Annotated in this window: 22 protein-coding genes, 1 pseudogene and 2 riboswitches; of the genes and pseudogenes, 8 read left to right on the top strand and 15 right to left on the bottom strand. The window is 35.1% G+C overall.

Annotated elements, in window-relative coordinates:
• Window positions 1-54 precede the first annotated feature (54 nt).
• Both D9842_RS12235 and D9842_RS12230 read left to right on the top strand, forming a co-directional pair.
• Entirely contained in the window at window positions 55-1,014 is a 960-nt protein-coding gene (locus D9842_RS12235) for a metallophosphoesterase (protein WP_121662776.1), read from the top strand.
• Between the two features lie 115 nt (window positions 1,015-1,129).
• A complete protein-coding gene (locus tag D9842_RS12230; RefSeq protein ID WP_121662775.1) occupies window positions 1,130-1,429 on the top strand; it encodes a DUF5658 family protein in 300 nt (99 codons plus the stop codon).
• A 421-nt stretch (window positions 1,430-1,850) separates the two neighbouring features.
• Here the strand turns inward: D9842_RS12230 and D9842_RS12225 are convergent, their stop codons facing one another.
• From D9842_RS12225 to D9842_RS12180, 10 genes are all read right to left on the bottom strand, one after another.
• Window positions 1,851-2,954, bottom strand: a complete 1,104-nt coding sequence (locus tag D9842_RS12225; RefSeq protein ID WP_121662774.1) for a nucleotidyltransferase domain-containing protein — start codon at window positions 2,952-2,954, stop codon at window positions 1,851-1,853.
• 19 nt (window positions 2,955-2,973) lie between these two features.
• Entirely contained in the window at window positions 2,974-4,782 is a 1,809-nt protein-coding gene (locus tag D9842_RS12220; protein WP_121662773.1) for an ABC transporter ATP-binding protein, read from the bottom strand.
• On the bottom strand, window positions 4,779-5,270 hold the full coding sequence (locus D9842_RS12215) for a signal peptidase I (protein ID WP_121662772.1): 492 nt from the start codon (window positions 5,268-5,270) through the stop codon (window positions 4,779-4,781). The genes D9842_RS12220 and D9842_RS12215 overlap by 4 nt, the downstream gene beginning before the upstream one ends.
• Entirely contained in the window at window positions 5,245-5,511 is a 267-nt protein-coding gene (locus D9842_RS12210) for a PqqD family protein (protein WP_121662771.1), read from the bottom strand. The genes D9842_RS12215 and D9842_RS12210 overlap by 26 nt, the downstream gene beginning before the upstream one ends.
• Complete coding sequence (locus tag D9842_RS12205) at window positions 5,511-6,203, bottom strand: hypothetical protein (protein WP_257536036.1); 693 nt, start codon at window positions 6,201-6,203, stop codon at window positions 5,511-5,513. The genes D9842_RS12210 and D9842_RS12205 overlap by 1 nt, the downstream gene beginning before the upstream one ends.
• Before the next feature lie 153 nt (window positions 6,204-6,356).
• Window positions 6,357-6,566, bottom strand: a complete 210-nt coding sequence (locus tag D9842_RS12200) for a hypothetical protein (protein WP_121662769.1) — start codon at window positions 6,564-6,566, stop codon at window positions 6,357-6,359.
• Between the two features lie 259 nt (window positions 6,567-6,825).
• Window positions 6,826-7,161 (bottom strand): helix-turn-helix domain-containing protein, encoded by a 336-nt coding sequence (locus tag D9842_RS12195; RefSeq protein ID WP_121662768.1) that lies wholly within the window; start codon window positions 7,159-7,161, stop codon window positions 6,826-6,828.
• Between the two features lie 100 nt (window positions 7,162-7,261).
• Entirely contained in the window at window positions 7,262-7,408 is a 147-nt protein-coding gene (locus D9842_RS12190) for an anti-repressor SinI family protein (RefSeq protein ID WP_232273288.1), read from the bottom strand.
• A 31-nt stretch (window positions 7,409-7,439) separates the two neighbouring features.
• Window positions 7,440-7,525, bottom strand: a riboswitch (cyclic di-GMP riboswitch).
• A gap of 340 nt (window positions 7,526-7,865) precedes the next feature.
• On the bottom strand, window positions 7,866-8,663 hold the full coding sequence (locus tag D9842_RS12185; RefSeq protein WP_121662767.1) for a YqhG family protein: 798 nt from the start codon (window positions 8,661-8,663) through the stop codon (window positions 7,866-7,868).
• A 25-nt stretch (window positions 8,664-8,688) separates the two neighbouring features.
• On the bottom strand, window positions 8,689-10,374 hold the full coding sequence (locus D9842_RS12180; RefSeq protein ID WP_121662766.1) for a DEAD/DEAH box helicase: 1,686 nt from the start codon (window positions 10,372-10,374) through the stop codon (window positions 8,689-8,691).
• A gap of 312 nt (window positions 10,375-10,686) precedes the next feature.
• Window positions 10,687-10,777, top strand: a riboswitch (glycine riboswitch).
• 189 nt (window positions 10,778-10,966) lie between these two features.
• Between D9842_RS12180 and gcvT the strand changes: the two genes are divergently transcribed.
• Genes gcvT through gcvPB form a run of 3 tightly spaced genes read left to right on the top strand, consistent with a single transcriptional unit; the run spans window position 10,967 to window position 14,908 of the window.
• Entirely contained in the window at window positions 10,967-12,070 is a 1,104-nt protein-coding gene (gcvT, locus tag D9842_RS12175; protein WP_121662765.1) for a glycine cleavage system aminomethyltransferase GcvT, read from the top strand.
• A gap of 37 nt (window positions 12,071-12,107) precedes the next feature.
• Window positions 12,108-13,448, top strand: a complete 1,341-nt coding sequence (gene gcvPA / locus D9842_RS12170) for an aminomethyl-transferring glycine dehydrogenase subunit GcvPA (protein WP_121662764.1) — start codon at window positions 12,108-12,110, stop codon at window positions 13,446-13,448.
• Window positions 13,448-14,908 carry an aminomethyl-transferring glycine dehydrogenase subunit GcvPB gene (gene gcvPB / locus D9842_RS12165; protein ID WP_121662763.1) on the top strand — a complete coding sequence of 487 codons (1,461 nt, stop codon included), beginning with the start codon at window positions 13,448-13,450 and terminating at the stop codon, window positions 14,906-14,908. Before gcvPA ends, gcvPB begins: the two co-directional genes overlap by 1 nt.
• A gap of 47 nt (window positions 14,909-14,955) precedes the next feature.
• Here the strand turns inward: gcvPB and D9842_RS12160 are convergent, their stop codons facing one another.
• Together D9842_RS12160 and D9842_RS12155 are read right to left on the bottom strand one after the other, a co-directional pair.
• A complete protein-coding gene (locus D9842_RS12160; RefSeq protein ID WP_121662762.1) occupies window positions 14,956-15,225 on the bottom strand; it encodes a hypothetical protein in 270 nt (89 codons plus the stop codon).
• Window positions 15,226-15,313: 88 nt separating this feature from the next.
• Complete coding sequence (locus D9842_RS12155; protein ID WP_121662761.1) at window positions 15,314-16,135, bottom strand: methyl-accepting chemotaxis protein; 822 nt, start codon at window positions 16,133-16,135, stop codon at window positions 15,314-15,316.
• A 379-nt stretch (window positions 16,136-16,514) separates the two neighbouring features.
• Between D9842_RS12155 and D9842_RS12150 the strand changes: the two genes are divergently transcribed.
• Window positions 16,515-17,192, top strand: coding sequence for a MerR family transcriptional regulator (locus D9842_RS12150; RefSeq protein WP_162987412.1), 678 nt, complete (start codon window positions 16,515-16,517; stop codon window positions 17,190-17,192).
• 45 nt (window positions 17,193-17,237) lie between these two features.
• Here the strand turns inward: D9842_RS12150 and D9842_RS12145 are convergent, their stop codons facing one another.
• The 3 genes from D9842_RS12145 to D9842_RS12135 form a co-directional block, all read right to left on the bottom strand.
• The gene (locus D9842_RS12145; RefSeq protein WP_121662759.1) at window positions 17,238-18,479 is read right to left on the bottom strand and encodes a CNNM domain-containing protein; all 1,242 of its coding nucleotides are present in this window, start codon (window positions 18,477-18,479) and stop codon (window positions 17,238-17,240) included.
• 106 nt (window positions 18,480-18,585) lie between these two features.
• Window positions 18,586-20,421, bottom strand: a complete 1,836-nt coding sequence (locus D9842_RS12140) for a hypothetical protein (protein WP_121662758.1) — start codon at window positions 20,419-20,421, stop codon at window positions 18,586-18,588.
• 109 nt (window positions 20,422-20,530) lie between these two features.
• Entirely contained in the window at window positions 20,531-20,905 is a 375-nt protein-coding gene (locus tag D9842_RS12135) for a rhodanese-like domain-containing protein (RefSeq protein ID WP_257536066.1), read from the bottom strand.
• A gap of 181 nt (window positions 20,906-21,086) precedes the next feature.
• On the opposite strand from D9842_RS12135, the gene D9842_RS12130 reads away from it, so the two are divergent.
• Together D9842_RS12130 and D9842_RS12125 are read left to right on the top strand one after the other, a co-directional pair.
• Window positions 21,087-21,923, top strand: coding sequence for a lipoate--protein ligase family protein (locus D9842_RS12130; protein WP_121662757.1), 837 nt, complete (start codon window positions 21,087-21,089; stop codon window positions 21,921-21,923).
• 376 nt (window positions 21,924-22,299) lie between these two features.
• A pseudogene (locus tag D9842_RS12125) lies at window positions 22,300-23,094 on the top strand (ribonucleotide reductase N-terminal alpha domain-containing protein); the annotation flags it as partial.
• Window positions 23,095-23,129: the final 35 nt, after the last annotated feature.

Here is a 23,129-nt window from a genome sequence, read left to right as displayed (position 1 = left end):
AACCATGATAGCTTACCTATATTTTATCTCGATATAAAAATTGGAGAGGTAGCAATGATTAAGTTTAAAAAACTCTTCATCCTTATTTTAACTTTTCTAATCATCATGGTCATCTATACAATATGGGATAACAATAGAGTGGCTATTTTAGAAGAAGATATCCTAGTTGAAGACTTACCAAATGAACTTGAAGGTTTCAAGATCTTACAAATCTCAGATTTACATGAAAAAGAATTTGGTCAAAATCAAGAAAACTTAATTAAAAAGATAAACTCAATTAATTACGATATTTTGGCATTAACAGGTGATTATCTTAAAGATCAGGAAAGTACCAACTACTCAGCTACATATAAAATTTTAGATGGCATTTATAATAAAGAACATGTCTTATTTGTTCCAGGTAACACAGACCCATATGTCAATGTAAATGGATCTATGTCAAAAAATCCTTTTATATTAGGACTTGAGCAAAGAGGAGTAAAGCTATTAAATTCAATTTACATGATTAATAAAGATGGAGCTTCTGTTGAATTTGTAAACTTTGAGTTTTCAATTTTAACCCCAACCTCTAAGTCAGAAATTCCTAATTATGGTGAGCCTACAACAAGTGTTAAAGATATTAAGCATTTATTAACTGAAATGGATTCACTAAAAAATGAAAATAACTCAAACGTGCTAATTGCATTAAGTCACTATCCAGTAGTAGATGCTAGAATTGATCAAATAATGGAAAATCCAGCACAAATTTTTAGAAATTACGATCTTATCATGGCAGGTCATTATCATGGAGGTCAAATACGACTCCCGTTTGTAGGAGCCTTATTTGTTCCGGAAGCATGGTATGAAAGAAATGGTTTATTTCCCCCACAGAACCGAGTGAAAGGGTTATGGGAATATAGAGATACAAAACAATATGTAAGTGCAGGGTTAGGAAGTAGTAATACGATTCCGTTATTAAGCTTTCGATTTTTGAATACACCAGAAATAAATGTTTTGACACTAAAAAGAGAATGAGTCAAAAAGGCAAGGATTACCAAAAAAAATAAGGATGAAAGAAGGGCACATTTCTTAGTTGTGTGTTACGGTAGTCCGAAATAGAAGTCATTTAAAAAATAGAGGAGATAAGTTTGTGAAACGTATTTGCTACTTTTTAGCATTGCTCAATTTAGTAGACGGATTACTCACGTATATTGGACTCAAACTAAATCTTATTGAAGAGGCTAATGCTTTAATGAGAATACTTTATGAAGCAGAACCGATTTATTTTCTGATTGTTAAGTCGCTTTTATCAATAATGTTGTGTACACTTTGCTATTATCAGAAAATACCTAACCATAAAGTAATGAAGTCAATCTCTATTGTAGGAGTTACTCTATATACCTTCGTGATGTTTATACATGTTTATTGGATAATTAATTCCATTTATTAAGTGTAAATATGTGTTTTCTAATAAGAATTGTATGAGTTGGAATTGAGGATTTATATTTATTGTTCTGTTGAGTTGTTCTTTATTGAGAACTAAAATTAATTTAAATAGGAGACCTCGATATGTATAAAAAACATTGTAATCGATGTTATCGCTCGTCTTACAGCAGTTGTAAAATAGGGGAATGGTTGTGTCCAACTTGTAATTCTGACTTAACCAAAATGAAAGCAATTATTGCAAGTAATAAACCAGAATTATCCTTTTTTAATAACAATCAAATGCACTATGATTTTAAAGAAATGTCAAGGTCCAAGGTTTCTTATAAAATTTAGAAAATCGAATTATTTTAGGATATTATATGTAGGTCAGACAAAATTACATAAAAAGGAAAGGTCAACATGACTATCATGTTTAATCCTTTCCTTTAAATTTTACTTTTTATTGATATAGACGAAAGTATTCCTTTCCCTCTTTGTTTAAATAATCTCAAATAACTCATTTTATTACCCTTCAGTTCTCCTTCCAATCCAAATTTAGAAGGAAAAAGCCACTCAAGCAACGCAATGAGTCGATGTGAAAAGGTATCATAACTTCTAAACTGATAGTCTATAAAATCTAAATATATCTTCTTTTTATCTATTTTCCCTTCCCGAATCCATTCGTATTGCCATAATGATCCATATTGTTTTGTAATTGGCAGCTTCAATATATTATTTAGAAAGGGGAACTGCTGATATACGATTGATAGTGTTCGTATAACTCGTTTGAGTGTTTTATGTTTTTTGGCTATTTTAAAAAGTGATTCGTAATTTAAATCATTACCATGAATTTTAATCATTTGAATGATGTCTAGAAAATGCTTTAGTGAGTCTAAGTTATGACGCCAAGCATGTAAAATGATGAAGTAAAATGCATGAATTGTAGATAGTTCTAATACAAATTGATAATTTTCTATTGGTATAGACTGGTTCCATAACTCATCAATAGATAGGGCCGAGGTGTTTTCTCTTACTATATTCCAATGAATTTCTATTAACAGTGGAATAGTTGATCCTGGAAGTGTTTTACTGAATGTACGATGGAAATGCTCTTCATCATTATTTTCCTCAACAATGAATCCCAGTTTTTTTATACACGCTATCGTTTCATCAATTTGATCTTCCTTAATAAGGATATCAATATCTGATGATGATCTTGCAGCAAAGTCATTAAAGTATTTTTCAGAGAAGAAAGGACCTTTAAGTGGGATCACAAAAATATTGTTTTCTTCAAATGCGGACAGTATCATTTGGGTTTGGTTCTTAATGAGTAAATTTTGGATGAACTGTTGATTGTACTTTTTAAGCAGCATGTCTTTGAGATTTATTGGTATCGTATCTATTATATTATTATGTTTTAACATTGAAAGAAATGTGGGTTCTAGATTGAAATGGATTATATCTGCTTTTAGTTCTTTATATTCCTTATTACTATAATTGAGTGGGAGAGAAGATTCATAATAAAGATCTTCAATAAATTTTTTAATCACATTTATGCACCTCCTTCTGTCATATAGATATAGCGCTGTTCTCTTTATATATTTCCTGTGCTAAAGATTGAGTCTCTGTTAGTCTTCTGTATAAGCCAGGTTGCAGCATTAACTCTTCATGTGTACCAAGTTGAACGATTTCACCGTTATCAAGAACAACAATTACATCAGCATGTTGTATTGTTGATAAACGATGGGCAATGACTAAAGTCGTTTTTTTCTTCATCAATCTTTCCAATGCTTCTTTCACCTTAAACTCTGACTCGCTATCCAAAGCAGATGTAGCTTCATCAAGTAATAGAATTGGAGCATCCTTTAATATTGCCCTGGCAATAGAAATTCTTTGTTTTTGTCCTCCGGAAAGTCTTACTCCACGTTCACCAATTTCAGTGTTGTATTGTTCGGGTAGTGACATAATGAAGTCATGGATATTAGCAGCTATCGCAGCATTGATCATTTCTAATTCGCTAATGTTTGGTCGAGCGAGTAATAGGTTATCTTTAATAGTGCCGCTAAATAAAAAAGTATCTTGTGCGACATGAGCAAAAGTACTTCTGAGGTGAGAGGAAGATAGTTGATCTATGGGAGTGTTATCCATTAAAATTTGCCCGGATTGTGGCTGATAAAATCCTTGAAGTAAGTGAAATAATGTTGTTTTTCCTGCACCACTAGGACCTACAAATGCAATAACCTTTCCAGTTTGGATCGTTAAGTTTAGTGAATTAAAAATCTGCATTTCTTGTTCATATGAGAAAGAAATATGACTAAACTGTATAGTTTTAGGTATTTTAACTGAATCAACATAGGTAGGGAGCTCTTTATTTATTGGTTGAATATCGAGTACATTTGAGATCCGTTCAACAGCAGATGCTGAGCTTTGAAAGCTTCCCCATAAGCCTGCAAGCCCTGTAAGAGGACTAATTAGATGTTGCATTAGGGTTACGAAAGTTAGAAGAGAACCAACTGTGATTTGTCCATTAGATACAAAAAAAGCTCCTAAACAAAGGCTTATAATGTAAGTAATAGACGAAATCAGACCACCAACAACATAAAAGGTCCCACGTAGTTTAGCGTTTTTCATCTCTAAGTCAAACAAAGAGTGGTTTTGATCATAAAATTTCCTTAAAAACAATCGTTCAATAAGAAATGAGCGGATAATTGGTATTCCTTGAAATGTTTCATTGAGCTGACTATTTATATCACCTATTTTATTGTAAATTGTTCGACTATTATTTCTAATAAGAATACCAAAAATCCCACCAGCGACTATTGCGATGGGGATGATAAAAAGGCTAAGCACTGATAATTGCCAATTAATTTGGAGCATATAAATAAACACAGCTATTGATATTAGTGGAAGTTGAATAAGGTATATAAGGTTACTACCAATTACACCATCAATACAATTAATGTCATTTGTAAAATGAGTCATTAGTTCACCAGTACGGATTTTTGACAGTTTACTAGTGGGTAACAACATAATTTGTTTTAGGACATATTCCTTTAGATCTCTTTTTATTTTACTTGTTACATAGGATTCTAAATAGGTATTAAAAAAGGTAACTATTTGGCTGCTAACAATTAGGATTGATACAACAAGCAGTAAGGATTTAATTTTATCGAATTCCCCAGATACTGCTGCATCTGTAATTGTTCCAAAGAACCAAGCAAAACCGATAGTTAAAAAAATATCTGCGAATAAAATAACGATAAGTCCAGTATACGATTTCCAGCTAGAAAGGATATATGGACCTAATAACTGAAAGGTTCTCTTGATTCCTTTTAAATTTATTTCCTTTAAGATAGATGATAGTTTATCAGTTATCATGTAGAGACTCCCGAACGATTTTTGTATTGATATTCTACTGACAGATAGTATCTTAGTAGCCTTGAAACAATTGGAAAAGATAATATGAACTTGCTCCAGGCAATGGAGGGGAACTTATTTGTGTATTTCTTACTTTTTGTAGTTTGGATTGTGATGAGCTTACCTATTATTTGATTTTGATTAATAGGCTCATCTGTACATAGATTTGTATCACCTTTTAAAACAAATTGTTTCTGATTATTATCTTGTTTTAGAACAGAAAGTAATCGATGGGCTATTAATTGACCAGAGTTTGTATGATAAAGTAAAATGTCTCCTTTTTTAACGTTCATTTCATCAAAATGAACAAATCGACATATGTTTCCTTTTTTTATGTAAGGGTACATGCTAGTACCATACGAGGGTAGATCTATCCAACCGTATTTTTTTATAGTTATTAGTAATAACTCGACAGTATCTTGATTAAACTGCATGTTGGACCAATCCATATTCTATTAACTCTTGTAGAAATTCTTGTATACTAGAAGAAAGGGAGTTATTATCTAAAATATATTTTTCCTCAATCAATTGCGTCATCCTTTCAACAGTTTGAGGTGAGTCAAGTAAAGACCAGCAATATCCACCCAAATCATTTAATTTTGTTACTGTAAATTGGTCTGTATTTAATATAATCCACTGATCATCAAGCTGAACAGCTTCATAATCACTTTTTTTGATATACTGTGTCATTATGAGATCATCTCCCAAAAGGTATTGTTTTTTTGAAAATGGAGGTCATAGATTGGTACTTGGTGTACTAGGTAATGGAGCAAATGAAAGATTTTAGTAGTCTCCTTGGGAGAATCATCCCAATAAAAGACTTTGTCCATTAAATGTAGCATGCTGTTTGATTTTTGTATTTGTTCTCTTTTATTCTTTAGAGATTGATGTAGTAGTTGAATACTCCCTAACTCAAATGATGTATTTATGCATTTACTATTTAATTCACTTCTAAAAGGGGAATCGAAGACAGTTACACTGTCAGGGGAAATTTTAATAATAGATGCCTCATCAGATAATAATTCCCTTGGTGAAGAAAGTCTTGCAGCTGTAGATTTCCCCGCACCAGAATGTCCGGAAAAAATATGTGCATTGTCGTTATCAATAACACAAGAAGAATGAAGTAGGATTCCCCAATTATGATAGACGATAAAAGAGCTATACAAATTCATTAAAGCATGTTTTAAAGCAAGTTCATCATGTACCCAGATCATTGCGTTTCTGTATAAATTATCTATGCGGATAATGTAGTCAGAACGCTTAAAAGAAATGTATTCTTTGGTTTTGGTAATGGATACTTCATACCCATTGAATGGAATCCCGTATCCATCATCTATATGGACTGAGAGATTTGGTTTAATATCTTCATTAATTTCATCCATAAAATTTTCCTTAACTAAGTTTACTATTTTAGTTGAATAACTAGAAACTACCAGTTTGTGTTCTGCTATTTTTATATGTGAGTAATACATTTTAACTTTTCCTCATTTCCCAAATAGGAGGTCAAAGAAGAAGACCTCCTGAAAAGATTGATATTACTTACGTCTATTCTCAGCACCTTTACCAGGTGCTCCAGCCCCTCCTGGAGTAGGATTTGGATTATTTCCTGGCCAGTTTACTCCATCATTTCCTGTTCCGGGATGGTTCGTATTACCTTTTCCAGGATTCCAACTCTGAGCAGTCTCAAACCGAATCGCCTGATGGTCCAAAACCAACGGACGATTATCACTTGTTTTTAGGGTCATTTATTTCTCACCTCCTGTTTATTCTTTATAAAGAACAAACAGAGTGATGAAATCTGCTTGTTATAGTTCGTTATACACTTTGTTGTTCTCAATAACATTATATATATCTAATTACTAAAAGAAAAGTCCTAATTTTCGACAAGTATATTCTGTAGAAAGGATGGAATTATAGAAAAGAAGGATATATTTTTCGTTCACTATAACAAACAACATAAAAACAAAAAAGCACAATCAGCAGCCTAAGCCACCAACCATGCCCTCATTTATCAGGATCATTCTGAAGTCTCCACTTGTTAAACTCCAAAAATTCCTTAAACTGTTCTTTAGACACACCGGATTTCATCGCATCTTGAACAAGTTTTGTCCATTCTAAGTCAAGTTCTTCGGGATCCGTTTCATTTTGTTCATTTAGGAGGGTATTTACCGATACACCGAGTACAGATGACACCTTTTCCAGAAACTGAACAGAAGGATTTGACTGGAGATTGCGCTCAATCGAACTTAAATATGATTTTGCAACTCCTGCTCGTTCTGCTAGTTCGGATAATGATAGGTTTTTTTGGGTTCTATATTTTTTAATTCGTGGGCCAATCACGTCAAGTCACCTTCCTTTAATAATGCTATTATAACATATAAAGAAGGGATTTGTTTGATATGGAGAACGGTTTTCTAAAAAAATTTTATGTAAGAATGAGTTAAACAGCAGGACTTCCCATCTTAATAAAGAATTCTTTAATTTCTTCTACACTAATACCAATTTCCAATGCTTCTAAAATTAATTCAACCCATTCGTGGTCAAGCTGTCTGTCTTTAATAAGATTGTGTATCGTTTCATTATTCAACTATCTCATCCTCCTAAAATACTCCTGTATTCCAGGCAGCCCAGCCATCTTAGTTTTTAATACTGAAGATCTGTGACTTTGCGTCCCTATTTTTCAATAGGTTTGCCTTTGAACTGATTATATTGTCACTGAATGACTAACCTAACGTTGCAAAAGTCCTTGAAAAATGTCTGTCTTATTAACTATTCTTATTATAAAAGGGAATTTTTAGAAAGTGTGCAGAATGGTGTCGATAAGGAAAAATTTCTTTAATTGATGGTTTTTTTAATTTTACTGTAATATTAAACGGGTAATTAGTCCTGATTTGTTGTCTGTTTAGGGGGGGTTATAATATGTTAAGGGGTTTTTGTTTACATATTATTAATATAAGAAGTCGTGTCTAAAATTGAATTTTTGTCGAACAAAATTTACTTTTTTACAAAAAATGACAATCGGTACCGATTGTCATTTCGTAATACTATTTAAATATCCCCTGCGGAGTCAAATAAAAAACCCCTCCATTTTGGACCGAAATATTGATCTGCGGTTCATAAAGCTCCCTCAACGCTTCCTTTTCCACCTCATAACAATCGGGCTTCTCATCCATATCTTCATAAAAATGATCCAAAAGCTTCAAATCCTCATTCCATCTTTCGCGTGCTTTATCCGCCCAGGAATGATCTTGTTCATGAATAGATTGCATAATAAACTGCTCAATCCGTTTAAGTCCACTTTGGGGTTTGATTAACGGTGTCATGGTAAAACAAAGGTCTGGGATCTTCGGTGTTAGCTCCAATTTCTCAAGTTTTTCTTGAAAGTTTTCTACTAAAGTCCCACTTACCAAATGTAATCCAATCGAATAGAGCTGATCTTTTTTCATGTCACACTGATAGGAAACTATAATGTTAACACCAATCCAAGGGTGTAGTGGGATGTTTCCACCTGGTTCTTTGACCTGCTCAAAAAGTCGGATATAGCTACCTAAATTTGTTGTCGAACGAAAAATTTGGTGAAGGCGGGGGGCACCGAAGTGCATGACCTCGCCTTTAAGATCACTTGGAGCACGATTTTGGTCTGTGATCAGTGTGAGCTTCATCGGGTTTGGAACACCGTTAGTTTTTTCAAGGTAATGCCAGTAGAAAGGGCGGTTCATTAATTCCTTGTCCATTTCAATGGTTAGCTGAACGGTCATGTAGCCTTGGCCTTTTTCAATGATGTCACAGGAATTGGCTGTGAAGAAGCTTTCTAAATAGCTGTGAATTTGCTCTTGTTGCATGCTTTTCGCCACCTTTCAGAAAAATTTATTTGTCACCACTAGCCGCTTTTCGTTGTTCTTGTGAGTGTTGGGCATAATCAAGAATGGATGTTAAATTTTCCATCTTAATCTTCATTTCCCGATCACTTTTTGAATTGATCATAATGTCTTGAATATGCTCGTCAAAGTTTTTGATTTCTAGTCGAGTTAAAATTTCATCAAGATCTCCGATGACTTTTTCAAATAAGTTAATTTTGTCATATAAAAGAGTCAGGATATGTTCTTCAACAGTGTTTCTTGTTGCCATATTGTAGATGTTTACGTCATGTTCTTGTCCTAAGCGGTGGATACGTCCGATCCGTTGTTCCAGCCTCATTGGATTCCATGGTAAATCATAGTTAATAATATTATGACAGAATTGTAGGTTAATCCCTTCACCACCGGCTTCGGTTGCGATTAGTACTTGAACACGGTTTTTGAATAGTTCTTTCATCCAGTCTTTTTTGCCTCGCTTAAAACCTCCGCGGAAGGGAACAGAGCTGATACCGTTTTGTTGTAGAAACCATTGTAAATAAAACTGAGTAGCACGGTATTCAGTAAAGATAATAACTTTATCGTCAATTTCTTTGATTAACTCTACAACTTTCAGAGCTTTTGAGTTTTGTGTTACACCGTCTATCGCCATCATAATATCTTTAATAACCTCATTTGGTAGAGCAGCTTCCTCTTCTTCCGGCAAATCCAACATTTTTTTCAAAGTCATATAAACGGCTTCACGACTGCTGCACGCTTCACGTTGGAGTGTCATGATCGAAAATGCATTTGCTGCATATTGTGAAGACGATTTTATAGCTGTTATCGTGTCATAAAGGTTTTGCTCGGTTTCGGAAAACTCAATCGGAACTGTTTCAACATTCCGTTTTGGCCAGTCAATGCCGGTGTCTCCACGACGGTTTCGAATCATTACTTTGTTAATTAATTCACGTAAATGTTCATGATCCTCCAGAGAACGCTCCTTAGCGGAGAACACCTCTGTAAAGTATGCTTCGTTACCAAGGTGACCTGGTTTTAACAGTGAAACAAGATTGAAAATCTCTTCAACCCTGTTTTGAACGGGAGTAGCGGTTAAAAGTAAGCAATACTTTTTCTTTAGATTCTGAACAAATTCATAGTTTTTCGTTTTATTATTTTTTAGCTTGTGAGCTTCATCAATAATGACTAAGTCGTAGTTTTGTTCATAAACAATGTCTCGATGGGGACTACGTTTTGCTGTGTCAATTGATGAAACAACAACATCACATGCTTCCCAAACATAGCTTTTCTTTTGCTCGACTGCCGGAATAAAAAACTTTTCATTTAATTCCCGGGCCCATTGTGAAACAAGGGAGGCAGGGACTAAAATTAGCACTTTTTTAACTAGTCCACGAATCATATATTCTTTTAAAATTAATCCTGCTTCAATTGTTTTTCCTAAACCAACTTCATCAGCTAGAATAGCTTTTCCGTTCATTTTTTCAACGACTCTTTGAGCCACCTCTAGTTGGTGGGGAAGAGGAGTGAAGTGTGGTAGGTGATTAGGTGCTTGCAGCCCTTCAAAGGTTGGTACAGCTGTATTTTTTTGAACCTCATAAGCAAGCTTATACAGCTCCCAGTTCGACCAAGGTCCGTCGCTATCTAGTTTTTCAAAAAAGCCTTTCTGCCAGGTTGTATCGAAGTTCGTCTTTATATTCATCGTAAAGACAGTCCTTTCGTGTTGTGTGCTTATTGTAATGTTCACTATTTCATTAACATAAAGGGATATATGCAAGATTATGACTTTGATATAATGAAAACACGAACATTGTGATGGAAAATAATTTTAATGTTAAGCTAAAAAGTGATTGTCGAAACTCTTCCCTCATGGTAGGATGTTAGTAAGAAAGTTCATCATTTTCATATCTTTCAGTTAGATTAACGCTTTCATTCTTTATTGAAATGTGAAATGTTAAATGTCATGAATACAGGTTTTAGTAGTATAACCAACTTTACAACAAAATATGAGCGGATGAGAATAAGGGGAGAGACTATAACTTAGTATAGCGCCGAAGGAGCAAACAAACTGTGAATCTCTCAGGCAAAAGAACTCTTATTTGACGCAACTCTGGAGAGTGTTTGTCATGTAGACAAACTACCAAAGGGGAAAGCCATATGTAGGTGCGAGTTTGTACTGCTTTACATAAGGTAAACTTTCAGGTTAAAAGGACAGAGACTTCTATTTTTATAAATGGGAGTACTATGTCCTTTTTTTGATGCCAAATTTTAAGGATTTGAAGGGAGCAATCCATATGACAGAGCTATATCGTACACCTTTATATGATGTGTATAAAAATTACGGTGCAAAAACGATTGATTTTGGGGGCTGGGACTTGCCAGTTCAATTTTCTTCTATTAAAGAAGAACATGAAGCTGTTCGTACAAAAGCAGGGCTTTTCGATGTGTCTCACATGGGTGAGGTGGAAGTTCGTGGTGAAGATAGCTTAGCTTTTCTACAAAAAATCGCTACAAATGATGTGTCTTTGCTCAAAAATGGTGGTGCACAATACACGGCGATGTGCTATGAAGATGGCGGAACAGTCGATGATCTTCTTATTTATAAAAAAGCTGATCATGACTATCTGCTAGTTATCAACGCCTCAAACATTGAAAAAGATGTGGATTGGCTAACTACGAATCTCTTCGGTGATGTTTCAATTAAAAATGTTTCCGATGATTTAGCCCTTTTAGCTCTTCAAGGACCATTTGCTGAAAAAGTCCTTCAAACTCTTACAGATACAGATTTAACAGATATTAAGTTTTTTAAATTTAAAGATGATGTAAATGTTGCTGGTGTAAAAGCATTAGTTTCTAGAACAGGCTATACAGGTGAAAATGGCTTCGAACTTTACTGTGCGGCAAATGATGCTATAACGCTTTGGGAGAATATTTTAGAAGCTGGAAAAGAAGACGGTGTGTTACCTTGTGGCCTTGGTGCCCGTGATACCCTTCGTTTTGAAGCAACTCTTCCTTTATACGGTCAGGAGCTTTCAAAAGATATCACACCAATTGAAGCAGGCATTGGGTTTGCGGTTAAAACGAATAAAGAAGCTGATTTTAACGGAAAAGCTGTTTTAAAAGATCAAAAAGAAAACGGAGCAGCTCGTAAGCTTGTTGGAATTGAATTAATTGAAAAAGGAATTCCACGTCATGGCTATGAGGTGTTTGTGAATGGCGAAGAGGTTGGTGTGGTAACAACAGGAACTCAATCACCAACATTAGGTAAAAACATTGGATTGGCTCTATTAAAAACAGAATTTACTGAACTAGGAACAGAAGTTGAAGTTCAGGTTCGTAAAAAGCGATTAAAAGCCGTTGTCGTTGCGACACCTTTTTATAAACGTCCTAAAAACTAATAAGTAATGACCTAAAAAAGAGAGGGGTTCACACGTAATGAATCATCGTTATTTACCAATGACGGAACAAGATAAGCAGGAAATGCTTGGAGCAATTGGTGTTACTTCTGTTGAAGAGCTTTTTCAAGATATTCCTGAGAGTGTACGTTTTCAAGGAGAATACAATATTAAAAAAGCAAAATCTGAAACAGAGCTTCTAAAAGAACTTACAAAGCTTGCAGCAAAAAATAAGGATCTGCGCAGTCATGCATCATTTTTAGGTGCAGGTGTTTATGATCATTACATGCCAATTATCGTTGATCATGTGATTTCTCGTTCAGAATTTTATACTGCTTACACACCTTATCAACCGGAAATTTCACAAGGGGAGCTACAAGCTATTTTCGAATTTCAAACGATGATTTGTGAGCTAACAGGAATGGATGTTGCCAATTCTTCTATGTATGATGGAGGAACTTCATTAGCTGAGGCAGCAATGCTTGCAGCAGGTCAAACAAAGAAAAAGAAAGTACTAGTTTCAAAAGCAGTTAACCCTGAATCACGTGATGTTATCAAAACGTATGCTGCAGGACAGTATATTGAAATTGTTGAAGTACCCGTGAAAAACGGTGTAACAGACTTAGAAGCATTACAACAAGAGATGAATGACGATGTAGCAGCTGTTATTGTTCAGTATCCAAACTTTTTCGGTCATATTGAGTCATTAAAAGACATAGAGCCAATTGCACATACAGGAAAAAGCATGTTTATCGTTTCTTCCAACCCACTTGCATTAGGAGCATTAACACCTCCAGGAGCATTTGGTGCGGATATTGTTGCCGGTGATGCACAGCCGTTCGGTATACCAACTGCATTTGGTGGCCCACACTGTGGTTATTTTGCGGTAACAAATAAGCTGTTAAGAAAAGTACCAGGTCGTCTTGTTGGTCAAACAACGGATGAAAACGGAAAACGTGGATTTGTGTTAACGCTTCAGGCACGTGAACAACATATTCGTCGTGATAAAGCAACTTCTAATATTTGCTCAAACCAAGCTTTAAATGCACTTGCAGCTTCAGTAGCCATGACAGCTCTAGGTAAGCAAGGTGTGAAAGAAATGGCCATTCAAAATATCCAAAAAGCCAATTATGCGAAAAGAGCATGTATCCAAGCTGGTATTGAGGTTCCTTTCGATCAACCAATTTTTAATGAATTTGTTGTGAAATTATCAAAACCTGTATCAGAAGTAAACAAACAGCTTTTAGAAAAAGACATTATTGGTGGCTTTGATTTAGGTAAGGTTGATTCTGAGCTTGAAAATCATATGCTTATTGCAGTAACTGAGCTGCGCACAAAAGAAGAAATCGACACACTTGTGAAGGAATTGGGGGATGCTTAATGAGTAATCAAGATCAAGCATTAATTTTTGAACTAAGCAGAGAAGGTCGTGTTGGATATAGCTTACCAGAGCTTGAAGTTGACGAAGTGTCGTTAGACGAACTCATTCCTTCTGATTATATTCGCACAGAACAAGCTGAGTTACCGGAAGTCTCTGAGCTTGATATTATGAGACATTATACAGCGTTATCGAAACGTAATCATGGTGTAGATTCAGGATTTTACCCACTAGGATCTTGTACAATGAAGTACAATCCAAAAATTAATGAAAATGTAGCACGTATTGCCGGACTGGCTCATATCCACCCATTACAAGAAGAATCAACGGTTCAGGGGGCAATGGAATTATTATTTGACCTTCAAGAGCATTTAAAAGAAATTACAGGAATGGATGAAGTAACACTTCAGCCTGCAGCTGGAGCTCACGGTGAGTGGACGGGGTTAATGATGATTCGTGCGTATCATGAAGCGAACAATGATACAAAAAGAACGAAGGTTATCGTTCCTGACTCAGCTCATGGTACAAATCCGGCATCTGCAACAGTTGCAGGATTTGAAACAATCACAGTTAAATCTGATGAAAATGGCCTTGTTGATTTAGAGGATTTACGACGTGTTGTTGATGATCAAACGGCGGCATTGATGTTAACAAACCCTAATACACTGGGACTTTTTGAAGCGCATATTTTAGAAATGGCGCAAATTGTCCATGATGCAGGCGGAAAGCTTTATTATGACGGGGCAAATCTGAACGCGGTATTAAGTAAAGCTCGTCCAGGTGATATGGGCTTTGATGTTGTTCACTTAAATCTTCATAAAACATTTACAGGTCCACATGGTGGTGGGGGTCCAGGATCTGGTCCTGTTGGGGTAAAAGCGGATTTAATTCCTTATCTTCCAAAACCAGTTTTAGTAAAAACAGAAGATGGCTACCATTTTAATTACAATCGTCCACAATCAATCGGACGAGTAAAACCATTCTACGGAAACTTTGGCATTAATGTTCGTGCGTACACCTACATTCGAACAATGGGTCCTGATGGCTTAAAAGCTGTTACAGAATATGCGGTGTTAAATGCAAACTATATGATGCGTCGCTTGGCGCCATATTATGATCTACCATTTAACCAGCACTGTAAGCATGAATTTGTTCTTTCTGGAAAACGTCAGAAGAAGCTTGGTGTTCGTACTCTTGATATTGCGAAGCGATTATTAGATTTCGGTTACCACCCACCAACAATCTACTTCCCGTTAAACGTGGAAGAGTGTATCATGATTGAGCCAACTGAAACTGAATCAAAAGAAACACTTGATTCCTTTATTGATGCGATGATTCAAATTGCAAAAGAAGCAGAAGAAACACCTGAAATTGTTCAGGAAGCACCACATACAACGGTTGTTAAACGTTTAGACGAAACAACAGCTGCGAGAAAACCGATTTTAAAATATCAACGTGCATAATAAAAAACTGACTTGCCTAAGATGGTAAGTCAGTTTTTGTTTAGAGTTTATGCTTGAAATCGAGCAATGATTTTACAGAAAATATTTATTGCTGCTCCGTAAATGACAATAATTATGGATGTACTAATACCATGCCCTACTGCTTCTATATCACTAAGATCTCTTAAATAGTAAATAGGCATAACAAACGCAACCAGTAAAGTAAGACTTTGTGTCATACTTCCAATAGACATAGTTTTTTCTTTTCGTGATTTTAATTTAGAGTAGAAAAGAAAACTTGCAATAACACTAGCTAAAGCAATCAAAAAAGCAAACATAATAACCTCCAACAAAATTTCTAGATAGCCTTATTATCGGTTGAATCATAAATTTGTTGATCATTTTCTTGAAGAATTATAATAGTATTTAGATTTTGTTTGCAAATTCTGATAGCTTTTTTGAAAGTTGCTCAATCTCTTTTATTAAAGAAGAAACTTCCTGCATTGATGTTGCTTGATCATTTCCAATGGAGGCAATTGTTTGTATGGACTCCCCCATCTTAGTTGTAACACCCTGAATTTGCGCAGTTATTTGATTTACTTTTTGAGTGGAGGAGACTGTTTCTTTTGAGAACTTTCTAATTTCGTTAGCAACAACTTCAAAACCTTTGCCTTTTTCCCCAGCGCGTGCTGCTTCTATTGCTGCATTCAAACCAAGCAAGTTTGTTTGATCAGCTACCTTTTTAATCATAGATAATACAACATCTGTTTCTTTTACATCACTTGATGCTTGTTGTGATTGTAAAAGAAGTTCCTGAGATAAAGACGCTAAAGAGTTTGATCCATCCACAACTGTATTTACACTTTCCTTGGCTTGTGATAAAGAGTCGGCTATTTGCTTGATAATGGCTCTTAACTCGCTTTCTCTGCGTAATTGAATAGCGATTCCGCCGATTACTTGATTAGTTTGATCATGTAAAGGTAGAGCTGTCCCTGTAAATTCAAATCCATAAAATTCAGCAGGTACCTCTGCCTGTAGTTTTTTATTTTGACGAATGGCAATTGAAAGAGGCTCGTCAGGATTGATTTTTTGACCAACCTTTATTTGGAGGTTGATATTTTCACCTGGGAAATAAGCAACAAATTCATGCAAATTACAAATAGCAATTGATAGGTCAGCTGGAACTGCTGCTTTTAAAATTGGTACTAAACGAATGACCGTTTCTAAGGAATCAATTTTATTAAACATAAATTTTTTCTCCCATTTCTTTTTGTGAGTATATCTTTCATGGTGGCTTTAGGGGGGATTACCCCAATGCTACAGTGAAAATTCATATGAATCTTGTATAAAAAGGGTAAATAACTAAATAAATTTACCAAAAAACTTGAAAAAAGACAAACTAAATTTCCATTTTTCGACTTTTTATTTAAATTTTCATCGTGCATCTTCCACGATTTTTTATGTTACCGTGTACATATTCATAAAGATTCATCATTTCATGTTGAAATCAACCAAAACACAAAACATTATGACTAGTTTTTGGAACCTTTGTCGAGAGGGAGGAATTTACTAGGGCTTTAGTAGAACTAGTTAGATAAGAAAAAATAGACAAAGGTTGGTGTTTAGGTTGGCAGCAAAGTATATTACTATATCGAAGGCGGCTTCGCTTGTAGGGGAAAAGGTGTTTATTTTAAAGCAATGGGAAGAAGAGTATTCAGCTTTTATTACAATCAAGAGAGATGAAAAAAACGCTAGGCTGTTTACAGCAGAAAATATTGAATTCTTCCAAAAGGTAAAGGCGTTTAAGGAAAGCAATATGGATACACAAACCATTAAACAGCTTTTGCAAAATCAAAAAACGACTGTTCCATCTTCAGCGCAAGAAGCAAGTGACGTTACTGAATTACAAGAAACATTATTGAAAATTACGTCATTTATTGAATCACAAGAAATCCAAAGCATGCTAAAGCTTGACGAACGTCTTGATAAGCTAGAAAAAAATGTGGTTTCATCTGTTAGCGAGAAAATTACGGAAACAGCAAAACTACAAACAGAAGTGGCTAGATTTGAGTTTTCTGATGTTCAGGATATGATTACAAGTTTAGCGGTCACTGCTGAAGCGGAAAGATCGTCATATAAGGAAGAAATACAAGTTGAACGGGAGCTCGCTCAAAAGAAAACAGATGAACGTGAAGAACGCTTCTTAACGTTTGTGAGGGAACATCAACACAGATCAGAACGAATGAAACAGGAGCAAAAATCAGGATTAGGCTTTTTAAAACAAATTTTAAGCTTTGCAAGATAATAGGAAAAGGCCGCGAAATTCTGCGGCCTTTTTGATATGTATCATTTACGATTCATCTGGTACAACTTTTTTCGTGATTTTAACACTCTTTAATTTATTATCCTCAACGTTCATGACTTCAAAATGAAGGTGATGGTACTCATAAGTTTCTCCTTCTTCTGGAAAGCGCCCCATTTCTTTTAGTAAAAATCCTGTAAGAATATCTTCTTGCTCAGGAATTTTCGTTTTAAACACTTCATTTAAACGTCGCAATGCAAGCTTTCCATTACAAATAATATGATAGTCTGTTAATTCTTCGATTAGTATTTCTTCATCATGATCGGTTTCATCTTTTATTTCCTGTCCGATCATTGCTTCAATAATATCCTCGTGACTCAAAATACCTTTTGTACCGCCATATTCATCGAGAACAATCGCTAAGTGTCTGCGTTTTTTTAACATTAATTTAAAGACCTTTTCAATTGAGTGAAATTCAAATACAAAAAGTGGATCATCATCAATAAAATCTTCTAATTTTTTTTGTGGCTCTAATGACCATGATAAAAGAGATTTTGAATGTAGCACACCAACGATATGGTCCATGCTTTCTTTATAAACAGGAAAGCGGGTATGACTTCCCTCTAAGACGATTTCACGTGCTTCTTCATAAGTTGATCCTGATGAGATTCCCTGTATTTCTGTTCGAGGAACTTTTAGTGCATCTCGAACATCCAGGTCATAAAAGTCAATCGCTCCTTTAATTCGCTGTTCTTCATCGGTTTGTAGAATTCCTTCTGAAGTAGCGATATTAACCATCGTAATAAGCTCTTCTCTTGAAATTGAAGCAGTTTTTTCTTCATCGTTTGAAAGTTTGTTAATGACGATTCTGGTAAACCTTGATAAAAGAAAAATCAAAGGCTTAAACAAAAACAGGATAATTCTTATCACTGGAAAAACAGTATAAGCAATCTTATCTGCAAATGTAGCAGCAATTGATTTAGGTAATACCTCTGCAAAGATGATTAAAACAACCGTTAAAACTGTTGTTGCAATTCCGACACTAATGCCATATTCAAGTGCAATAATGGTCACAAGAGTTGGAAGCATAATGTTTGCAATGTTATTACCGATTAAGATGCCTGTGATTAATTCATCAGGCTTTGAAATGAGATCAAGAAGTTTTTGCGATTTCTTATCATTATTTTCTGCTCTGCTCTTTAATTTCATTTTATTAACAGCTGTTAAAGCAGTTTCACTTCCTGATAAGAAAAAAGACATAAATAGAAAAAACGCTATAGCTATAAGCAAAATGTTATTCCTCCAACAAATTGAAACTGAAAATTTTTTACCTTTTATTATCTTATCGATTTTAGCGGAAAAAGTCGATTAATCTGTAAGGAATTATATGAAAAAATTATTCTTCTTCTATTATATAAAGTTCTTCGAATTGTCCATCTTCATTCACACTATAGCGAACCTTTAACTGAGCGGTAGGAAATGAAATGTTTCTTTCGTAGTATTCTTTCCCATCCTCAGTTATGGCATGTGATTCAAATCCTTCGTACGTAGCTGATTTACTCGCGTACGTTAAATACTCTGATAGCGTTAAGTTTCCATATTGATCTTCAAAAAAGCCTTCCCAACGTGTTTTCCATTCATCTAAGTTATGCTGAATACTTTGCGCTGTTAAGTTAGGCGCAATTCTGATAATTGTCTGATATGAGCCCTCCTGTATAAGGGAGGCTATTTGAAAGCCTGGATCGTTTAGATGGTACGCACTATAATTATTTTTACTGTCAAGGAATGCGCTGACCTTTTCTTTCGTCCATTCAGTTGAAAACCAATAATAAGGATAGCTATACATGATCGTATCATTTCTGATCGGCAAGAATATCTGGCCTGTTTCATTAACATCAAAGTATGTTTCGGTTTGTTGAAATCCAAAAGCTCCGTCTTGAGGTTGATTAAACTCCGATAAATAAAAGAACACATCGTTTCCTTCGTTATTAACCATCATTGTTACAGCTGGCTGTGGAATGACACTCTCCCAATTTAACAGCGAGATAGACTCTTGTTGCGAATTTCGGTAATAGATGGTGTCATTAATAATTGATTTATGTAATGTATAAATAAAGTCTACCTTTTTAATTTCATGCTCTCCACCATTAGTTGTAGTTACTATACCGACTGTACCTGTTCCCGATATTTTTTCCGGTTCATTTTCTAATGAAGGAAGCGATAATTTTATTTTGATTTTTTCATCATTACGCCATTCATATGTTGGAAACGTGTCATCTAGAATGTATCCATTTGCGGATTTATAAGAAAGTCCTTCAAATGTTTGCTTTTCTGAGAAATCTAAAAACATTAGGTATTCACCTTTTGCCAAATTTGCTCCTAGGAAGGGTAAGGAGAATAGAACAAAATAGCAAGCAAGTAGGAATGGTAGCTTAATTTTATCGTTAAATTCCTTTTTTGCTTCGTCTTCGTCCTTTTCGTATAAACGTCCCATAACAGTAAGGATGGCCGCTGAACCTATAAAAGGATAAACGATGAGTACGGTGATATAGATTACAGACTCCGGTAGAGTTTGTAATGATAATGTTAGCAAAAACGTACTAAACATTAGTAAAAGAGCAAATCTAATTAAAAACCAAAAATGTTGCTGTACTAAATTTTTTGATTCTCCAAGTGCCTCTGTGATATCACAATCCTCTAAAACAACAACATATGGAGTAAGGATATACGGAATAGTCAATAAAAATAAAACAATCACAAAGGGACCGATAAATGAACCTAGCATTATTACTACTAGCATTATAATTGCGAACAGGATATGCAGTAGAAAAAAACGCTTGAAATAATATCGACCTTCATGAAAGATTATGGCTTTTTCTTCAGTAAGTGCTGATTTTAAACTACCTAAATAAGCACCCATCAAAAAGCTCCTGATGACAAAAAATGCAGCCGTGATAATAAGGGATAAGACCACGTTATAATCGAGTGTGGGATGAATAAATCCTGCTGGCACTTTTAAATCACTAATTTCTGGTATCCAGATTGGATATGTTCCAGTAGGTTGAAAGGGTTGGATAGGGTTCCCTATCGTAAATTCTATTGAATCAAAAATAGTAAACCCCCACAATGCTCCTGTCGTTACAAAGAGAGTTAATAATACATCTAAAAAAATTGGGATAAGAACAATCTTTGGTTGCCGAAACAGAAAGAATATACTATCTATAAACTTCAAATCATCACTCCTCAATAGGAAATAAATAAAAAAGAAGCAGACTGACACTCACATCCCAAACGTAGTCTAGGTATGCGTGTTGTTAGTCGCTTCTTGTAGGTTCTATCTATTATTTCTTTTTAACTTTACCTGTCCAGTTTTTATAACCACCTTTTAAGCAGTTTAAGTCATTATAGCCTTTACGTTTCAGCATTTGTGCGGCACGACCACTACGAACTGTGTTTTGGCAATATAAGTAGACTGGCTTATCTGGACGAATTTCCTTTAAACGTTGACGTAACTGAGAAAGCGGGATGTTTCTAGCTCCAAGAATATGTCCACCTTCAAACTCATTTGGTTCACGAACATCAATTAATTGTGCTTTACGATAGCCTGCACGGAAATCTTCTTCAGGTAATTGCTTCATTATTTTACGTTGGTAGAAAAAGTTAAAAGCAGTGTACGCAATTAAAGCGGCTGCTAAAATGATAAATAAAATAGTTATTGTCAATGCTCTCGACCCCTTTAATATCTTTGTTTGTAGCTCATAAGAACTCTTATAAGACTTCTATTATTATATAAGAGCTTGTCTGAAATGTCATCAGGTTACATGCAATATTATTTTCTTCTTATAAAAGTTCTGCTAGACTAAATAAGTAAAATTAATGAACAAAGAGGGTTACAACATGATAAAAGAAGTTTGGAGATACATTGATTCTGGTAATTGTTCACCAGCATATAATATGGCTTTGGACGAAGCGCTTTTAGAATGGCATAGTGAAGGAAAGATTCCTCCAACAATACGATTTTATGGTTGGAATCCGGCAACTCTTTCAATTGGATATTTTCAAAAGGTAGAAAAAGAAATTGATTTAGAAGCTGTAAAAAAATATGGTTTAGGGTTTGTAAGAAGACCAACCGGTGGAAGAGGAGTGCTTCACGACCAAGAACTTACATATAGTGTCATTGTTTCAGAGGAGCATCCTGAAATGCCTAAAACTGTAACAGAGGCTTACAGAGTAATATCTGAAGGAATACTAGAGGGCTTTAAAAACCTCGGTCTTGATGCATATTTTGCTATACCGCGGACAGATGAAGAAAAGGCTGGCTTGAAATCACCTCGTTCGGCTGTTTGCTTCGATGCCCCATCATGGTATGAGCTTGTTGTTGAGGGGCGTAAAGTCGCGGGAAGTGCACAGACACGGCAAAAGGGTGTAATTCTTCAGCATGGATCGATACTACTAGATCTTGATGAAGATATGTTATTTAACTTATTCAAGTATCCTAATGATCGTGTAAAAGAGAGAATGCAGCGTGCTTTTAAAAATAAAGCCGTGGCGACAAATGAACTAAGAGCTGAGCCAGTAACAATTGATGAGGCAAAAAAGGCATTTAAAGAAGGCTTCGAAAAAGGCCTTAAAATAGAGCTTGAGTCTTATACATTAACAAGTGAAGAAGAAGCTTATGTAAATGAAATTGCTAAGAATAAGTATGAAAGTGACGAGTGGAATTTTAAAAGGTAAATGATGAAGAGGCGTGATCTCAAATGATTGCGTCCTTTATTATTTTAGAAGAAGTCAGACTTGTAGAACTTTGACGAAAAGTAATTTTACAAACTTGAAAGTAATGAAAGCTTGATGCAGCAACATTTCCCGACACAAAACATCATGCAAGTGACAAAATTCTTCAAAAATCCCCTTTTTTGCTCATAAATCATTATAAACCTTTCATTTGCTTTCTTTTTTAATAAGTTATCAATTTGACAAAATGAAAAATAGTTGACCTAAAAACTATATGTAGTATTGTTTGTGAGAAACTAGACACTATATATTGAATAATACATTTGGATATGATAAATTAAATCAGAAGATTTACTAGAAAGATAGAGGAGTTGGTACAATGACAGTTGTTACTGAGCAGAAGATGAGCTTAGATGTGGAGAAGCTTAATAAAGATATTAGTGCATTCCCACAAGTTCATCCTATTACAAAAGATATGAAGTTAACTCATAAGGGTGTTTCAAGACTAGTTATGCTAGATCGTTACACATTTAAAGATACGGAAAAAATCACGTTATCTGAAGGGGACTTCGTCGTCTTGACAATTAAAGAAGACCCTAAATTTCCAGCGAGAGGACTTGGGTATATCAAGTCAATCGATTGGGAAGCAAAAACGGCAAGTGTTCTAGTCGATGAGGAGTATAGACACTCACTAGACAAACCTGAGGAAGTGGAAACAGGAATCGTAAAACGCTCGTTAGACGTCATTGAAAAACCACTTGAAATCTTTTACGAACAAATTGCAAAAAGAAATGCAACGGGATTAGCATCGGTTGAAACAACAGAAGAAAAACGTCAAGAATGGTTTGAAAAGTTCTATCAAGAGCTTGTGAATCTAAACTTTATTCCAGCCGGCCGTGTTCTTTATGGAGCTGGTGCAGGAACAGAAGTAACTTATTTTAACTGCTACGTAATGCCATTTGTAAAAGATTCACGTGAAGGAATCTCAGAGCACCGTAAGCAGGTAATGGAAATCATGAGCCGAGGTGGCGGTGTTGGAACGAACGGTTCAACATTACGACCACGAAACACACTTGCAAAAGGTGTTAACGGAAAATCATCTGGTTCGGTTTCATGGTTAGATGATATTGCGAAGTTGACTCATCTTGTTGAGCAGGGTGGATCAAGACGAGGTAGAGTACAATAACGCGTGCCTCGTCTATAAAAAAC

Origin of the sequence: Metabacillus litoralis, from assembly GCF_003667825.1 — a bacterium.
Classification (GTDB): Bacteria; Bacillota; Bacilli; order Bacillales; family Bacillaceae; genus Metabacillus; species Metabacillus litoralis_B.
The sequence above is the reverse complement of the archived record's forward strand: the minus strand, read 5'-3'. Positions and strand labels throughout refer to the sequence as shown.

Bases quoted from the DNA above. Each gene is read 5' to 3' on its own strand.
- D9842_RS12235 (WP_121662776.1), top strand. From the start codon at position 55: ATGATTAAGTTTAAAAAACTCTTCATCCTTATTTTAACTTTTCTAATC.
- D9842_RS12220 (WP_121662773.1), bottom strand. From the start codon at position 4,782: ATGATAACTGATAAACTATCATCTATCTTAAAGGAAATAAATTTAAAA.
- D9842_RS12215 (WP_121662772.1), bottom strand. From the start codon at position 5,270: ATGGATTGGTCCAACATGCAGTTTAATCAAGATACTGTCGAGTTATTA.
- D9842_RS12210 (WP_121662771.1), bottom strand. From the start codon at position 5,511: ATGACACAGTATATCAAAAAAAGTGATTATGAAGCTGTTCAGCTTGAT.
- D9842_RS12205 (WP_257536036.1), bottom strand. From the start codon at position 6,203: ATGGATGAAATTAATGAAGATATTAAACCAAATCTCTCAGTCCATATA.
- D9842_RS12200 (WP_121662769.1), bottom strand. From the start codon at position 6,566: ATGACCCTAAAAACAAGTGATAATCGTCCGTTGGTTTTGGACCATCAG.
- D9842_RS12185 (WP_121662767.1), bottom strand. From the start codon at position 8,663: ATGCAACAAGAGCAAATTCACAGCTATTTAGAAAGCTTCTTCACAGCC.
- D9842_RS12180 (WP_121662766.1), bottom strand. From the start codon at position 10,374: ATGAATATAAAGACGAACTTCGATACAACCTGGCAGAAAGGCTTTTTT.
- gcvT (WP_121662765.1), top strand. From the start codon at position 10,967: ATGACAGAGCTATATCGTACACCTTTATATGATGTGTATAAAAATTAC.
- gcvPA (WP_121662764.1), top strand. From the start codon at position 12,108: ATGAATCATCGTTATTTACCAATGACGGAACAAGATAAGCAGGAAATG.
- gcvPB (WP_121662763.1), top strand. From the start codon at position 13,448: ATGAGTAATCAAGATCAAGCATTAATTTTTGAACTAAGCAGAGAAGGT.
- D9842_RS12160 (WP_121662762.1), bottom strand. From the start codon at position 15,225: ATGTTTGCTTTTTTGATTGCTTTAGCTAGTGTTATTGCAAGTTTTCTT.
- D9842_RS12155 (WP_121662761.1), bottom strand. From the start codon at position 16,135: ATGTTTAATAAAATTGATTCCTTAGAAACGGTCATTCGTTTAGTACCA.
- D9842_RS12130 (WP_121662757.1), top strand. From the start codon at position 21,087: ATGATAAAAGAAGTTTGGAGATACATTGATTCTGGTAATTGTTCACCA.